The organism is Perlucidibaca sp. (assembly GCF_057084925.1).
Genome location: NZ_JBXMRC010000031.1, coordinates 17589 through 32461 on the forward strand (window position 1 = coordinate 17589; position 14873 = coordinate 32461).

The following is a 14873-nucleotide window of genomic DNA, read 5'->3' on the forward strand; positions in this document are numbered from 1 at the left end:
CTAGCAGCCGGAGGAAAATAATGGCACTGCTCCCCATCTTAGAATTTCCCGATACACGCTTACGCACGGTGGCTAAGCCCGTTACCGTATTTGATGACGCGCTGGCGCAACTGGCTAAAGACATGCTGGAAACCATGTACGCAGCGCCCGGCATTGGGCTGGCCGCGTCACAAGTCAATCACCACATTCGTCTGCTGGTGTTGGATTTAAGCGAAGATCAGTCGGCGCCGCAGATTCTGATTAATCCGCAGATTGAAAAAGTCAGTGCCGAAACCAAAACCTACGATGAAGGCTGTTTATCCGTGCCCGGATTTTATGAAACGGTTGAGCGCACCGATGTCATTCGTGTCACGGCGCAGGACCTTCAAGGCAAGCCCTTTACATTAGAGGCCGATGGCCTGCTGTCGGTTTGCATTCAGCATGAAGTCGACCACTTAGATGGCAAATTGTTTGTCGACTATTTGTCGTCGTTAAAGCGCAATCGCATCAAAACTAAACTTGAGAAACTGCATCGAGCCAACGCTTGAGCATCTCCCAGCAGGTTTATCGCTTTGGATAGTTCCTTACGTATCATCTTCGCCGGTACGCCTGATTTCGCTGCCGAAAGTCTGCGAGCGCTGCTGCAAGGCCAGCATGAGGTTGTGGCGGTTTACACCCAGCCTGATCGCCCCGCTGGTCGTGGCCGTGAGTTAAAAGCCAGCCCCGTAAAGCAACTCGCGCTGGACCATGACCTACCGGTGCGCCAGCCCAGTTCGCTGAAAGATGCTGATGCGCAAGTGGAGCTGGCGGAGTGGCAGGCCGACCTAATGGTTGTTGCGGCGTATGGCTTGATTTTGCCGCAGCGCGTACTGGATACACCGCGCTTGGGCTGCATCAATGTCCATGCCTCTTTGCTACCCCGCTGGCGTGGGGCTGCGCCCATTCAGCGCGCTATCCTTGCGGGCGATCGCGAAACAGGCATTACCATTATGCAAATGGACGCCGGCCTAGACACGGGCGACATGCTCTACAAAGCCATTTGCCCGATTTCCTCCAGCGATACCGGCGCCAGCCTGCATGATCGCTTGGCCCTGCTGGGTGGCGATGCTTTACTTGCTGTAGCCGATGCCCTGCGCGATGGCGAGCCACTAATGGCGGAGCCGCAAGATGCGTCGTTGGCGACCTACGCCGCCAAGCTCAGCAAGGAAGAAGCCCTGATTGATTGGCAGCTACCGGCACAAGACATTGCTCGGCGCACGCGGGCGTTTAACGCCGTCCCCGTCGCGCACAGCACTTTAGCGGGTCAAACCGTGCGCATTTGGTTGGCGCATGCGAGCAAAGAAGAAACCACCACAGCCCCGCCCGGCATGATTTTGCGCGCCGACAAAACCGGATTGGCGGTGGCTGCAGGCCAGGGCACTGTTTTACTCATTGATACTTTACAGATGGCGGGTGGCAAAGCCATGTCGGCATCCTTGCTACTTAACTCTCGACCGGCCGCTTTACAGCCCGGCAAAGGCTTTGGCTCATGACCGCTCCGCGTCACTACTCCAACACACGCTCGCGTGCATCTGCTAAACCGCGCTCATTGGGCGTACGTGCGCTTGCCGCTCAAGCTTTAGCGCCGACGCTCGCGGGTGAACGCTCGTTGAGCAGCACCTTGCCGCCGGCGCAGAAAGCCTGCCGCAGCGAAGATGTGGGCTTGCTGCAAGAATTGGTTCAGGGCACCGCTCGCCACGCCATTTATTACCGCACGCTGATTAAACCGCTGCTCGAGCGCGCAACCAAAGATCATACGGTTGAGGCGCTGCTGCTGCTTGGCGCTCACCAGTTATTGGGTATGCGCATTCCAGATCACGCTGCGCTGGCTGAAACCGTGGAAGCTGCCCGGCAACTGGGCATGGATAAGCTCACCGGCTTCATTAATGGCGTTTTGCGTAACCTTCAGCGTCGCGAAGCGGAGCTGGTGCATGCCGCCAAGCTGATGACCCATGCCCACCCAGCCTGGCTGCTACGCGCGCTGGAAAAGGACTGGCCGGCACAGATGGACACCATCATTGCCGCCAACAACAGCCCGGCATCGACCACGCTGCGTGTGCACCGGGGTCGCCAAACCCGCGAGGCAGCGCTCGCGCATCTGGTGGATGATGGCTTGCCCGTGGTGGCAACGCATTTCTCGCCAGATGGTCTGCGCCTGACCGAACCCGTGCCTATCCACAGCCTTCCGGGTCTGGCCAGTGGCGATTTGTCCGTTCAAGACGAAGCTGCCCAACTCGCAGCCTGCTTTCTCGCGCCGGCGGCCGGTGAGCGTGTGCTGGATGCCTGTGCGGCACCCGGCGGAAAAACCGCGCACCTGCTGGAAATTCAGCCGGCCCTGCATAGCCTAATCGCGCTAGACAATGACCCGCAGCGTCTGGTGCGAGTGAAAGAGAACTTAGCGCGTGCGGGCTTTGCAACCGACCACCCAACATCCGGCGTGAATATTCGCGTGGCCTGCGCGGAAGCGGCCGATCTAGACAGCTGGTGGGATGGCGAAAAATTCGATGCCATTTTGCTCGATGCCCCCTGCAGCGCCACGGGCGTGATTCGTCGTCACCCAGATATCAAGTTGCTGCGTCGCTCCACTGATATTGCGCAAACCGTGGCCATTCAGGCCGAGCTGCTAGAGCGACTTTGGCTCACGCTGAAGCCGGGTGGTCGTTTGCTGTACGCCACCTGCTCATTGCTCAAGGCCGAAAACGAAGATCAGATCATCGGTTTCCTCGCACGCACACCCGATGCACAATGCATTCCGCTGCAACTGCCGGGTGGCGACATGCCGGGCCAATGGCGTCCGCAAGGGCGGCAGCTACTGCCCGAGTCCGATGGTTACGACGGCTTTTATTTCGCCATGCTGATGAAAGTGCCTCAGCGCTAAGTCGCCATAAAAAAACCGGGCTAACGAGCCCGGTTTTTTTATGGCCCACAACAGCGGATTAGCGGCCCAGAATCTCGCGCGCCACCACTTCCTTCATGATCTCGCTGGCGCCACCGTAGATTCGCTGAATACGCGCATCTACATAAGCACGGGCAACTCCGTACTCCAACATGTAGCCATAGCCACCGTGCATCTGTAAGCAAGCGTCGGCGACGCGACCCTGCAGCTCAGTGGTGTAGAGCTTAACGGCGGCACCGGTTGGAATGTCCAACTTGCCTTCAGCATGCAGATCAACACAGTTATCAACAAAGGCACGGGCAGCCAAAATATCGGTCTTGCAGGTGGCCAGCGTGAATCGAGTGTTTTGCAGTTGCGCCAAAGGCTTGCCGAATGCTTTGCGCTCTTGCACGTACTTGATGGTTTCTTCCAGCGTGCCTTCGGATGCGGCAACCGCAATCACGGCAATGTTCAAACGCTCACGTGGCAGCTCATTCATCATGTAAGCGAAACCCTTGCCTTCCTGACCCAGCAGGCAGTCAACGGGTACGCGTACGTTATCCATGAACAGCTCAGACGTGTCTTGCGAATGCAGACCCATCTTCTCCAATTTCTTACCCTTGTTGAAGCCGGGCAGGCTGGTATCGATCAGCAGCAAAGACACGCCTTTTGCGCCACTGGCGGGATCGGTTTTCACTGCCATAACCACGATGTCGGCATGTTGGCCGTTGGAAATAAAAGTCTTGGAACCGTTAACCACATAGTGATCGCCATCACGAACAGCAGTGGTGCGGATTGCGGCCAAGTCCGAGCCTGCGCCGGGTTCCGACATACCAATAGCACACACGGCCTCGCCCGACGCCATGCGGGGCAACCAGTAATCTTTAATGGCTTGCGTACCCAGATGCTCTACATACGGCGCACAGATATCGGAATGCACACTGACGCCGGTAGCCAGCGAGGAAAGGCCCATTTTGGCCATTTCATTGAGAATCACCATGGAGTATTGGAACGGCACGCCTACACCACCGTATTGCTCCGGCTGGTCTACACAGAGCAGGCCATTCTCGCCGAGCTTGTTCCAGAATTCGCGAGGCATCCAACTGTCTTTTTCCCACTGCACATAGTGAGGGGCAATTTCGTTTTCGAGAAAGCGTTTGACGTTATCGCGAAAAAGTTCGAGTTCGGCGTGATCAATAGACATGGATATCCCTCTTAATAAGCGTATGTGCGGCTAAAATCGTATTTTATGACAGAGACTGTCATAACCGATAGAACAAATGTCATCCAATTTTACTCGGTGGCATTGCGTGCTACCGGCAATACACAGACCCTACGCAGAGACTTAACCATGACACTGGCTGAATTACTGACCGGCTTACGCGCCGAGACTTTAGACTTTGAAGATACGCTGGCCTTTGTTGCTGAACATTATGTGTACCAACCCAGCGCCTTCAAAAATGGATTGGATGCCCACGCGGTGTCGAATTCCGCCGGGCAGAACGAAGGTGCGTGTCGCGTGTTCGCTCTCGGGATGCTCGAGCAACTCAGCCCTGAAGACACACTCTACCTTTTTGGCCGGCATTTGCGCGATGTCTTAAACGACCCACAGGGGAGCAGCCATGCCAATATCCGCCAGTTCCAGCGTCACGGTTGGATCGGTATAGTGTTTGACGAAAAGCCTTTAAGCAGAAAAGTTTGATTGCTGCGTAAACCGTCTAATATAAGACGCGTTTTCATCGCCACTTAGTTCACATCAAAGGATGATTCACATGACCCGTATTTCCCTTATTACTGCCGCCGTTATCGCAACCTCTTTCGTCGCCTCTGCCCAAGCTGCAGACGTTCAGGCCAATGCCGCTGTTTCTGCACCCGGTGTTAACGTGAATGCGGGTGCTTCAGTGAATACGGCATTTGACCTCAAGGCTAGCAAAGAGGCCGCTGCAAAAGCCGCTGCCAGCTCCCGTGATGCAGCAATTTCTGCGGGTGTAGGCGCCATGGTCAGCGGCAAGTCCAGCGCTGAAGCCGCCAAAACCGCCAGCGCAGCAGCTACAACCGAAGCGAAAGCGGCTGCCGAAAAGGCACAAGCAGACGCCGCCGCTCGCATGGGCACTGCTCAAGCCACTGTTGCCGGCTACAAACAAACCGCTGAGCAGAAAATCGCGCTGAAAGACCGCGTTGCTTTGGGCAAGCACTTTGGCGTGAGCAAAGCTACTAATAAAGCCTTTGGTGCTATTTTCGGTGCCAGTGCCAACAGCAATGACCTGCCTAAGGGCTATGAAAAGCAGCTCGTGATTGGCGCTAAGCTAGACGCCAAACTCGCCACCAAAGCTACTGCCATTGATGTCAGCCTCGTGAAAGAGCTGAGCGCACAGCCCAAGGGCACTGAGCTGGTTAAAGTCGGTGATCGCGTTGTACGTTTAGACAGCAAGACCCGCATTGTGCTGGACGTTGCCAGCATCTAATCGGTTATCGCGGCGAACACTTGTTTTGAAAGAAGCCAGCTTTTGCTGGCTTTTTTCATGTTAAGGCTCAGCTATACTCCAGCGTTCAATTTTAAAGCGCTGGCAGACGTGTCCGCGCCTCAGGGGATGCTAGCCAGAGCTGGCGGCTTAGGGTTAACAACATGAGTGAAACATCACAACCCATCCAAACCTTTCAAGGTTTGATTTTGGCGCTGCAGAGTTTTTGGGCCGAACAAGGCTGCGTACTGCTGCAACCCTATGACATGGAAATGGGCGCGGGCACGTTTCACACGGCGACGTTTCTACGCGCCCTCGGCCCTGAAACGTGGAATGCTGCTTATGTTCAGCCTTCTCGGCGTCCTGCGGATGGCCGCTACGGTGAGAACCCCAACCGTCTGCAGCACTACTATCAGTTTCAGGTGGTGTTAAAACCTAACCCCAGCAACATCCAAGAGCTGTATTTGGAGTCCTTACGTCGCATTGGCGTGGACCCCACGATACATGACATTCGTTTTGTTGAAGACAACTGGGAATCGCCTACGCTGGGTGCCTGGGGTCTTGGCTGGGAAGTGTGGCTGAATGGCATGGAGATCACTCAGTTCACGTATTTCCAGCAAGTGGGCGGCATTGAGTGCTACCCCGTCACCGGCGAAATCACCTACGGCCTTGAGCGTTTGGCGATGTACCTGCAAGGCGTCGACTCGGTTTACGATTTGGTTTGGACAGATGGACCCTTCGGCAAAGTGACCTACGGCGACGTCTTCCATCAAAACGAAGTGGAGCAATCGACCTATAACTTCGAGCACGCCAATGTGCCCGAGCTCTTCAAGTTGTTTGATTTATTTGAAGCCGAGTCCAATCGCATTATGGCGTTGAAGCTTCCTCTGCCGGCTTATGAGTTTGTCTTGAAAGCCTCGCACACCTTTAACTTGCTTGATGCCCGTCGGGCGATATCGGTGACCGAGCGCCAGCGTTACATCCTCCGTGTTCGCACCTTGGCTCGCGCTATCGCACAAAGCTATTTAGATGCCCGTGCGGCACTCGGTTTCCCACTAGCCAAACCCGCTTTGCGTGATGAAGTTTTAGCTCAGTTGGCTGCATCGGCCGCTCAGAAGGAGGCGCAAGCATGAGCGCGCAAGATTTTCTGTTTGAAATTGGTGGCGAAGAACTGCCACCAAAATCACTGCTAACGCTGGCAACGGCCTTACAGGACAGCGTCACTGAGGGTCTAGCAAAAGCCGGGCTTGCCCACGCAGGCGTTACGTTTTTTGCCGCACCGCGCCGACTCGCCATTTATGTTTCGCAACTGGTCGCTCAACAGCCCGATCGCACGATTGCTGTTGATGGTCCGCCGGTGAAAGCTGCCTTTTCAGCCGATGGCCAGCCAACACAGGCCGCCCTAGGCTTTGCAAAAAAGAATGGCATCGACATCAGCCAAGTGGATCGCAGCGGCGAAAAGCTCCGTTACGTTCGCGAAGTTAAAGGCGAAGCCGCCATCGACTTACTGCCCAGCATTTTCGACCATGCCTTGAAAACCTTGCCGGTGGCCAAACGCATGCGCTGGGGCGCGAGCCGTGTGGAATTCGTTAGGCCCATGCATTGGCTGGTCATGCTCTACGGCACCGACGTAGTACCCGCTAAATTGCTCGATATTCAAAGTGGACGCACCAGCTACGGCCATCGCTTTCATCACCCCGAGGCCGTTTCGCTGAGACACGCGCAGGACTATCGCGACGCAATGCGCGGCGCCCATGTTGTGGCGGATTTCGCTGAGCGCCGCAGCTTAATCGAGCAGCGCGTTAATGCTTTAGCGGCTGCGGAGGGCGGCATTGCCCTAATGCCCACCAGCCTATTGGATGAAGTCACTGCGCTGGTTGAATGGCCAGTTCCATTGGTGTGCTCGTTTGAGCAACGCTTCTTAGCCGTACCGCAAGAAGCCCTCATCTCCACCATGCAAGATAATCAAAAGTATTTCTGTTTGGTCGATCAACAGGGCCAGCTTTTGGCGCGCTTTATCACGGTGGCCAACATCGATTCGCCTGCGCCCGAGAAAATTGTGACGGGCAATGAGAAGGTGGTACGACCACGCCTCACCGATGCAGAGTTCTTTTTCAATCAAGATAAAAAAATCACTCTCGCCGAGCGCAATGAGCGCCTGAAAAATATCGTTTTCCAAGCCCAGCTCGGTACGGTTTACGCCAAAGCGGAGCGTGTCTCAGCGCTGGCCGCACAAATTGCCGCGCAAATCGGCGGAGATGTAGAGCAAGCCCGACTCGCTGGCCTGTTATGTAAGTCTGACTTGGCCTCTGAGATGGTGAGTGAGTTTCCCGAACTTCAGGGTATTGCCGGATATCACTACGCACGCCATGAAGGCTTGCCTAACGAAGTCGCTTTGGCCCTGAACGAGCAATACCTGCCGCGCTTTTCCGGTGATGTGTTGCCCACGGTTAAAACCGGTCAAGCCGTTGCCCTAGCAGACAAACTTGACACGCTGACCGGCATTTTTGGCATCGGGCAACCACCCACCGGCTCGAAAGACCCGTTCGCGCTCCGTCGTGCCGCCTTAGGCGTGCTGCGTATTTTGATTGAGGGCGAGCTAGCCATTGATTTAGAAAAGCTGGTTCAGCTCGCCAGCGACGGACACGGCAGCGCGCTCAGCGTTAGCACGACCGCCGCAGATGTATTCGAGTTTTTACTCGCCCGCTATCGCGCCATGTATGAAGAACAGGGCATTTCGGTGGATGTGATTCAGGCCGTGCAAGCCTGTCGCCCCACCGTGGCGCGTGACTTTGACCGTCGCGTGAAAGCCGTTGCGGCCTTCCGCACCTTACCCGCCGCTACGGCATTGGCCGCCGCCAACAAACGCGTGTCTAACATTTTGGCAAAAGAAGCGGCATCCGCAGGTGAAATTCAAGCCGAACTTCTACAGGATGGCGCTGAGCGAGACCTGGCTATTGCTGTAAAAGCCTTGTCTGCTCAGGTTGCGCCCCTGTATGCCGCCGGTGATTACGCTGCTGCACTCACCGCGCTAGCGAGCTTGCGTGAGCCGGTCGATCGCTTCTTCACCGATGTCATGGTGATGGCGGATGATTCCGCGGTTCGCGCCAATCGTTTACGCCTGCTATCTTGGTTACGTGCGCTCTTCCTGCGCGTCGCAGATATTTCGCAACTGTCTTAACGCGTGCTGCCCTAGCCTCAGTCGTAGAAATTGAGGCTAGGGAAATCACCAGTCAGCTGATAGTTGGCGTTTGGGTTGTACAAAACGTCATTTTTGTCCAATTTACCGAACTGCCGCGTCTTTCATCGCTTTGTGCCAATGCACATTTGCTTACAATTCAGTTTAATCAATTCGTTATCGACAAACCTCTCAGGTGATAGACCATGCCAGCTTATAAGGCCCCCTTACGCGACGTACGCTTCTTGATGAACGAAGTGTTCGACTACCCAACGCATTACGCCAACCTGCCTGGCGGCGAAGATGCTACGCCAGACCTGATCGATGCCATTCTGGATGAGTGCGCCAAGTACTGTGAAGAAGTGCTCGCCCCCATCAACCAGTCCGGCGACCAAGAAGGCTGCCACTTTGAAGACGGCGTAGTCACCACGCCAAAGGGCTTCAAAGAAGCCTACGACCAGTATGTTGCTGGCGGCTGGCAGGGTCTGAACTACCCAACTGAATTCGGCGGTCAAGGCCTGCCCATGTCCTTGGCGCTGCTCAAGGCAGAAATGATGGGTACGGCCAACTGGTCGTTCACCATGTACCCTGGCCTGTCGCTGGGCTGCATGAACACCATCATGCTGCACGGCACAGAAGAACAGAAAGCTGTTTACATGCCACCGCTGGTGGAAGGCCGTTGGTTAGGCACCATGTGCTTAACCGAGCCACAGTGCGGCACTGACTTGGGTCAGGTAAAAACTAAGGCCGAAGCTCAGGCCGATGGCAGCTATAAGCTCTACGGCACAAAGATTTTCATCTCTGCCGGTGAACATGACCTTTCAGAAAACATTGTTCATATCGTTCTGGCCCGCTTACCGGATGCGCCTGCTGGCACTCGCGGTATCTCCTTGTTCATCGTGCCAAAGTTCAACGTGAATGCTGACGGCAGCCTCGGTGAGCGCAACCCAGTGAAGGCCGGCTCGATTGAGCACAAGATGGGCATTCACGCTAACGCCACCTGTGTATTGAACTTCGACGGCGCTTCGGCCTATCTGATTGGCCCAGCCAACAAGGGCCTGGAGTGCATGTTCACGTTCATGAACACCGCTCGTATCGGTACTGCAGTACAAGGTGTTGCACATGCTGAGCAGTCTTTCCAAGGCGCATTGCCTTATGCCAAAGAACGTCGTTCCATGCGCGCCCTGTCCGGCAAGAAAGAGCCTAACCAGCCCGCAGACGCATTGATTCACCACGGCGACGTTCGTCGCATGCTGTTGACTCAGAAGGCTGTCGCTGAAGGCGGTCGTGCCATGATTTATTTCGCCGCACAGCTCGCCGACAACATGGCCGTAGGCATCACCAACGGCGACAAAGAAACCTACGACTTCTGGGATGACAAGCTCGGCTTCTACACGCCTATTCTCAAGGGTGTGTTGACTGAACTCGGCCTAGAAGCAGCCAACCTCGGCATGCAAGTCTTCGGTGGCCACGGCTACATCCAAGAACACGGCATGGAACAGGTTGCCCGTGATGCCCGTATTTCCACGCTGTATGAAGGCACCACAGGCATCCAAGCACTCGACCTGCTCGGCCGTAAAGTGCTGTTGTCGTCTAAGGGCAAGGCTGTGCGTGACTTCACCGCGGACATCGCCAAGTTCTGCCGCGACCACGTAGGCAACAAGGAAATGCGTCCCTATGTTTGGGAGCTGACCAAGATCGCCACGCAATGGAACTACCTGACCGTGCGCATCATGCTGCAAGCACGCAAAGACCGTGACCTCGTTGGCACTGCTGCTAATGACTTCCTGATGTACTCGGGCTACGCCATGCTCGCTTACTTCTGGGCGAAAATGGCCGCAGTGGCTTTCGAGAAGCTCGAGAAGGGCGGCAATGAAGAGCCCGCGTTCTACCGTGCCAAGGTACAAACCGCTGAGTTCTACTTCGAACGCCTGTTGCCACGTGCCAAGGGCCATGCCGACAGCATGCTGAAGCCGACCAAGTCGGTTATGCAGATGGATGCTGAGCACTTCAACTTCGGCTAAGCCTGAGTGATGTGAACCGAAAGCCCTCGTTGCCTGCAACGGGGGCTTTTTGTTTTCACCCTTGCCCGCATCGCAGTGCTAGCATCCAAACTTAATTAGGAGCTGATTATGTTGCGCGAGTATTCCTTGTGGGCGCGTTTGCCGCTATTGCTGGGCCTGAGTGCCTTAACCTACCTTACCTACGCCATTCTCAGTCCCTTTCTCATTCCCGTTGCCTGGGCCGCCATCCTGGCCTTTGTGACTTGGCCTCTTCGAACGCGCCTATTAAGCCTTTTCGGTGGACGCGTAAATTTAACGGCCGCGGTGATGACGTTTATTCTGGCCGCCACATTGATCGGTCCTCTGGCTTGGTTGCTGGTGGTGTTGCAAAGCGAGCTGCGCACGCTCTATGGCCTTGCAGCGGAGTTTATCGCTCGCGATACGCTACCCATTCCACCCTTTCTACAACTGCATTTCCCCGCGATAGCAAACGAGTTAACGCGTTTATGGAGTGTCGCGCACGAAGATCCCGCGGCCATGCGCGGTAGCTTGCAGAGTGTGCTCAACATGGGCTTTGCCCAGTTTGGACTGGTCGCTGGGGGTATTGGCCGAAACTTAGCAAAGTTCACCTTCACCTTATTTGCGCTGTTCTTCTTTTTCCGCGATGGCCCAGCGGTATTGGGACAATTACGCCAAGCCTTAGCGCACATGACGCAGAAGCAAGGGGAGCGCTACTTACTGGCCGCCGGCAATATGACGCGCGCCGTGGTGTTTGGCATTGTCTTAACTGCTTTAGGTCAGTGCACCTTGGCCGGTATTGGCTATGCCGTGGCTGGCGCACCCAACCCTGTGTTTCTGACCCTCGTTACTTTCGTGATTGCCCTCGTACCGTTCGGCACCCCATTTGCGTGGGGCGGCGTGGCGCTATGGCTATTCGCCAACGGTCAAACCTTTGAGGCCTTGGGCTTGGTGCTTTGGGGGCTGTTTGTGGTGAGCTGGATCGACAATATTGTTCGTCCGTTAGTGATCTCCAACGCCACGCATATCTCATTCTTGCTGGTGATGTTTGGTGTGCTTGGCGGGCTGGCCAGTTTCGGCATGATCGGGCTATTTCTGGGCCCGGTGATTTTGGCTGTTGTGGTGGCGATTTGGCAGGAATGGTTGGCGCAACCCGTGCTGTCCCCGCCAGTCGATACGAAAACCGACTGACGAGGCTTAGACATGGCTTAACAGCAAGCGCCGCCTGCGTTGGATGCAGCGGCGCTGCTGTCATACGGTAATGACTTACCGCAGCCCTCAAAAATCCCATAGTGCCGGCTGAAGTCGCCGATAAACGTGAAGTGCTCACGGAAACGCGTGTCGTGCAGCATGCGCCACGTGTTGCCACAAACAGAGAAGACTTTCCCCGTTTCAATGCTGTGGTGCTTATCGAGCACAAACACATCCGGACATTCCGGTACTGTGCCGTGATAAATCACCGCCTGACCGTACTCTTCACAATCCGGCTCTAATTCAGGCAGCTTAAATAAGCGGTAGGTCGCCGAATAAAATTTGACGTTACCGCACTTGGCCTTCAGCGCCGGGTCGGTAATTTCAATGGGCAGATCTTCAACTAAGCGGGGGTCCGCAAATCCATGCTTTTTGGCCAGGCTCAAGAAGTCGTTCCAATACAGCGCACCGCTCAAGCACTCCCCGTAAAGCAGCGGGTCCGCGACCATCTCAGCAGGCACACGGCGATCTGCATAGATGTCTGAGAAGTAGAGCTCACCCCCGGTTTTCAACAGGCGATAGGCCTCGCGTAACACAGCGTCTTTGTCTGGCGACAAGTTGATCACGCAGTTGGAAACAATCACGTCAAAGCGCTCATCCTCTAGGCCCAGCGCATCTAGACGCTCAATAAATCCCTCTTTAAAGCTCACGTTAGCGTAGCCAAAGCGCTCGGCATGCCAATCCAAGGTACTGGTCGCGACGTCGAGTTGTTCGCGAGTCATGTCTACTCCAAGCACATGACCGGTGGGGCCAGCCATCTGCGCCAGAACATACACATCTCGCCCAGAGCCGGAGCCCAAATCGAGAATTTGGCAACCTTGCAGCTTGGGTGGGCAGACCAGCCCGCAGCCGTAATAGCGCATCATCACTTCATCATGCACGTTAGACAGCAGTGGCTTCAGCCACGCAGGCATGGACGAGGCATCGCAACATGCTGAGGTCTTTAAGTCGGCCGTGCTTTGTAGCTGCTTGCCGTAATAGTCTTGAACCAGTTCATGCATCGCTAATTTTCCTTTCTCTTAAACCTTAATTCGAACTGCACTGATCTGCTTTAGCTACAAAACGGGGCTCTTGGTACCAAGCCTCAGCAGTGCTTTGCGTGTTATCGGTGTCCGTAGCAATGGCCAGCCCCACAACATCCGGGGCAGGGCTGCCAAATGCGGCCACGTAGTCCTGTTTTACATTGCGGACTTCGGTTTGCCATTGCCCGGCCTTGCTGTTGCCGGACTGCAACACAATGAGGCGGGTGCGGTCGGTGTAAGCGTTGGCCCGCATCGTGCCGATGGCGTATTTGTTGTCCCACACGTAGTTCAATGCCGCCGTGGGAATTTCAGCGCCGTAAAGTGACTTGGCTAATTTGATTTTCACGCGATCGGAAAAGGCCAGCTGACTCGCCGGCACATCGTAGAAAACATATAGACGCGCGGCATAGTCATCGCCCGACTTGGTGCTTAGGTCAGCTTTCGCCACGCTGGCTTTCACCTTCCATCGCCAACAGAGCAGGGAGGTCTTGTCGAGATCAATGTGCTGCTTACGAATGACACCGGCCATGCTGTTATTGGCCACCGCATGCAATACGGCGGACTCTGGCTCAGCCAATAGCTTGAACTGCGTGGCCGCTACTTTTTCGTTGATGCGAAAGAGCTTCCAGCCTTCGGGCAATCCATCCGCGCCGGCCTTAAAGCTCGCGTGAGCGAGGGGCGGACAGATCAATGCCGCTGCCAGTATCAGCCTAGTCAGGCTCGTCATCATCCTGTTTGCTCCACAAGCGCTCTAGGGCGCGGCCAGTCTTGAGGGAGATAGATAAGGTCTTCGTAGCTATCAATATCGGCTAGGGCGGGGCCCTGCCAGACCTTCCAGCCTAAGCGCTGCATCCGGTCTAATGTGACGGGCAAGACTTCCGCTGTGCTCCACGGCATTTCGTGAAAAAAACCTGGCGGGCAGTGCTTTAGACCCATCAGGGTATAGCCACCATCCAGTGCCGGGTAAATCACGGCATCGTGATGGCGCAACTCTTGCGCCGCGAGTTGTAACCGTTCTGAGGTGAGCGCTGGGCAATCACTGCCGATCACCAGCACACCGTCATGCTGACAAAGCTCCTGCGTTACCAGTACGGCGAGTCGGTCACCTAAATCCCCCTCAACCTGATCGCGAAGGCGCACTCCGGTCTGCTCAGTTAACTCACACAACAAGGGGTGCTGCGTAGGCGTGCCATAAAGCGTTACCGTTAGGCCTGTGCTCACTGCCGTTTGCAGCGTATGACGCAGGAGTTGCTCTGCCACCGCAGCAGCGGCTTCGTCACCCACCGTTCGTGCTAGACGCGTTTTGGCGAGCCCGGGCAAGGGCGCTTTCGCCACGATGGCTAGTGCAATTTTCATCGATAAGCCTTTGCCAACACGCTGGCTGGAACGCCGCGCCAGTAGCGATAGCGCAGGCTCCACATCAACCAGATGGTTCTCCAGACGCCAAAGCGTTCCCAGCGCCGCCCCGATGTGGTGACGCTTTGCCGCATACACACGGGTTTAGCGATCTTTTTGGCGCGCAGGCAAATTTCGACGTCTTCCATCAAGGGTTGCAACGGAAACTTCCCGACGCGGTAAAACAGGTCGCGAGAAAAAAACTGAGCCTGATCTCCGGTCGATACTTGGCTCCAGCGCGAACGCCTGTTGATGAACCACGCGATTATGGGAAATAGGGCTGATCGGCCTTCAATACGCACATCAAAACGCCCCCAGGCTTCCGGCTTGTCTGTAAGCAACTGCTTTAATGCACTGATCGCGCTGTCGTCGAGCCGCGTGTCGGCATGAAGAAACAAAAACGTTGGCCCACGCGCATGTACTGCGCCCTGGTTCATTTGTCGAGCTCGACCTTTGGGAGATGTCAGCACGCTATCTGCCAAGTCATTCGCGAGGACAACCGTTTCGTCGTGGCTCCCTCCATCCACGACAATGACTTCAACGCCCTGAGCGCGCCATGGCTGGACGCTGCTTAGCGTCCGTGCCAACTGCGACGCTTCGTTCAGCGTCGGCACAATAATGCTCAGCCAAGGCACGCCAGTACTTTTCATC

Annotated in this window: 14 protein-coding genes; 9 read left to right on the top strand and 5 right to left on the bottom strand. The window is 55.7% G+C overall.

The genetic code is table 11. The annotated features are described in order from the left end of the window. The first annotated feature begins 20 nt into the window (after nt 1-20). The 3 genes from def to rsmB are packed head-to-tail and all read left to right on the top strand — an operon-like array spanning nt 21 to nt 2896. Entirely contained in the window at nt 21-527 is a 507-nt protein-coding gene (gene def / locus AC14IB_RS09985; RefSeq protein WP_484231731.1) for a peptide deformylase, read from the top strand. Between the two features lie 24 nt (nt 528-551). Further along, nucleotides 552-1511 (top strand): methionyl-tRNA formyltransferase, encoded by a 960-nt coding sequence (gene fmt, locus AC14IB_RS09990; protein WP_484231732.1) that lies wholly within the window; start codon nt 552-554, stop codon nt 1509-1511. Continuing rightward, the gene (gene rsmB / locus AC14IB_RS09995; protein ID WP_484231733.1) at nt 1508-2896 is read left to right on the top strand and encodes a 16S rRNA (cytosine(967)-C(5))-methyltransferase RsmB; all 1389 of its coding nucleotides are present in this window, start codon (nt 1508-1510) and stop codon (nt 2894-2896) included. The genes fmt and rsmB overlap by 4 nt, the downstream gene beginning before the upstream one ends. A 58-nt stretch (nt 2897-2954) precedes the next feature. Here rsmB and AC14IB_RS10000 read toward each other — a convergent pair whose 3' ends face one another. Beyond that, nucleotides 2955-4097 (bottom strand): acyl-CoA dehydrogenase family protein, encoded by a 1143-nt coding sequence (locus AC14IB_RS10000; RefSeq protein ID WP_484231734.1) that lies wholly within the window; start codon nt 4095-4097, stop codon nt 2955-2957. Nucleotides 4098-4244: 147 nt separating this feature from the next. Here AC14IB_RS10000 and AC14IB_RS10005 point away from each other — a divergent pair, with 147 nt between their 5' ends. From AC14IB_RS10005 to AC14IB_RS10030, 6 genes are all read left to right on the top strand, one after another. Continuing rightward, nucleotides 4245-4595, top strand: a complete 351-nt coding sequence (locus AC14IB_RS10005; RefSeq protein WP_484231735.1) for a HopJ type III effector protein — start codon at nt 4245-4247, stop codon at nt 4593-4595. A 70-nt stretch (nt 4596-4665) separates the two neighbouring features. Next, entirely contained in the window at nt 4666-5358 is a 693-nt protein-coding gene (locus AC14IB_RS10010; RefSeq protein ID WP_484231736.1) for a hypothetical protein, read from the top strand. Between the two features lie 161 nt (nt 5359-5519). Continuing rightward, complete coding sequence (gene glyQ / locus AC14IB_RS10015) at nt 5520-6488, top strand: glycine--tRNA ligase subunit alpha (RefSeq protein WP_484231737.1); 969 nt, start codon at nt 5520-5522, stop codon at nt 6486-6488. Then, nucleotides 6485-8536, top strand: coding sequence for a glycine--tRNA ligase subunit beta (gene glyS / locus AC14IB_RS10020; protein WP_484231738.1), 2052 nt, complete (start codon nt 6485-6487; stop codon nt 8534-8536). The genes glyQ and glyS overlap by 4 nt, the downstream gene beginning before the upstream one ends. Nucleotides 8537-8739: 203 nt before the next feature. After that, nucleotides 8740-10557 (top strand): acyl-CoA dehydrogenase C-terminal domain-containing protein, encoded by a 1818-nt coding sequence (locus AC14IB_RS10025; protein WP_484231739.1) that lies wholly within the window; start codon nt 8740-8742, stop codon nt 10555-10557. A 108-nt stretch (nt 10558-10665) separates the two neighbouring features. Continuing rightward, nucleotides 10666-11745, top strand: coding sequence for an AI-2E family transporter (locus AC14IB_RS10030; RefSeq protein WP_484231740.1), 1080 nt, complete (start codon nt 10666-10668; stop codon nt 11743-11745). A 17-nt stretch (nt 11746-11762) separates the two neighbouring features. Here AC14IB_RS10030 and AC14IB_RS10035 read toward each other — a convergent pair whose 3' ends face one another. From AC14IB_RS10035 to AC14IB_RS10050, 4 genes are read right to left on the bottom strand one after another with little or no spacing between them, the layout of a single operon-like run. Further along, on the bottom strand, nt 11763-12806 hold the full coding sequence (locus AC14IB_RS10035) for a methyltransferase domain-containing protein (protein ID WP_484231741.1): 1044 nt from the start codon (nt 12804-12806) through the stop codon (nt 11763-11765). A gap of 25 nt (nt 12807-12831) precedes the next feature. Next, on the bottom strand, nt 12832-13557 hold the full coding sequence (locus AC14IB_RS10040) for a DUF3047 domain-containing protein (protein WP_484231742.1): 726 nt from the start codon (nt 13555-13557) through the stop codon (nt 12832-12834). Continuing rightward, entirely contained in the window at nt 13554-14183 is a 630-nt protein-coding gene (locus tag AC14IB_RS10045) for a TIGR04282 family arsenosugar biosynthesis glycosyltransferase (protein WP_484231743.1), read from the bottom strand. Before AC14IB_RS10045 ends, AC14IB_RS10040 begins: the two co-directional genes overlap by 4 nt. Then, nucleotides 14180-14872 carry a TIGR04283 family arsenosugar biosynthesis glycosyltransferase gene (locus tag AC14IB_RS10050; protein WP_484231744.1) on the bottom strand — a complete coding sequence of 231 codons (693 nt, stop codon included), beginning with the start codon at nt 14870-14872 and terminating at the stop codon, nt 14180-14182. The genes AC14IB_RS10045 and AC14IB_RS10050 overlap by 4 nt, the downstream gene beginning before the upstream one ends. Nucleotide 14873 lies beyond the last annotated feature (1 nt).

What these genes read in the sequence shown, in the direction of transcription:
- def (WP_484231731.1), top strand. Translation starts at nt 21, where the DNA reads ATGGCACTGCTCCCCATCTTAGAATTTCCCGATACACGCTTACGCACG.
- rsmB (WP_484231733.1), top strand. Translation starts at nt 1,508, where the DNA reads ATGACCGCTCCGCGTCACTACTCCAACACACGCTCGCGTGCATCTGCT.
- AC14IB_RS10000 (WP_484231734.1), bottom strand. Translation starts at nt 4,097, where the DNA reads ATGTCTATTGATCACGCCGAACTCGAACTTTTTCGCGATAACGTCAAA.
- AC14IB_RS10005 (WP_484231735.1), top strand. Translation starts at nt 4,245, where the DNA reads ATGACACTGGCTGAATTACTGACCGGCTTACGCGCCGAGACTTTAGAC.
- AC14IB_RS10010 (WP_484231736.1), top strand. Translation starts at nt 4,666, where the DNA reads ATGACCCGTATTTCCCTTATTACTGCCGCCGTTATCGCAACCTCTTTC.
- glyQ (WP_484231737.1), top strand. Translation starts at nt 5,520, where the DNA reads ATGAGTGAAACATCACAACCCATCCAAACCTTTCAAGGTTTGATTTTG.
- glyS (WP_484231738.1), top strand. Translation starts at nt 6,485, where the DNA reads ATGAGCGCGCAAGATTTTCTGTTTGAAATTGGTGGCGAAGAACTGCCA.
- AC14IB_RS10025 (WP_484231739.1), top strand. Translation starts at nt 8,740, where the DNA reads ATGCCAGCTTATAAGGCCCCCTTACGCGACGTACGCTTCTTGATGAAC.
- AC14IB_RS10030 (WP_484231740.1), top strand. Translation starts at nt 10,666, where the DNA reads ATGTTGCGCGAGTATTCCTTGTGGGCGCGTTTGCCGCTATTGCTGGGC.
- AC14IB_RS10035 (WP_484231741.1), bottom strand. Translation starts at nt 12,806, where the DNA reads ATGCATGAACTGGTTCAAGACTATTACGGCAAGCAGCTACAAAGCACG.
- AC14IB_RS10040 (WP_484231742.1), bottom strand. Translation starts at nt 13,557, where the DNA reads ATGATGACGAGCCTGACTAGGCTGATACTGGCAGCGGCATTGATCTGT.
- AC14IB_RS10045 (WP_484231743.1), bottom strand. Translation starts at nt 14,183, where the DNA reads ATGAAAATTGCACTAGCCATCGTGGCGAAAGCGCCCTTGCCCGGGCTC.
- AC14IB_RS10050 (WP_484231744.1), bottom strand. Translation starts at nt 14,872, where the DNA reads ATGAAAAGTACTGGCGTGCCTTGGCTGAGCATTATTGTGCCGACGCTG.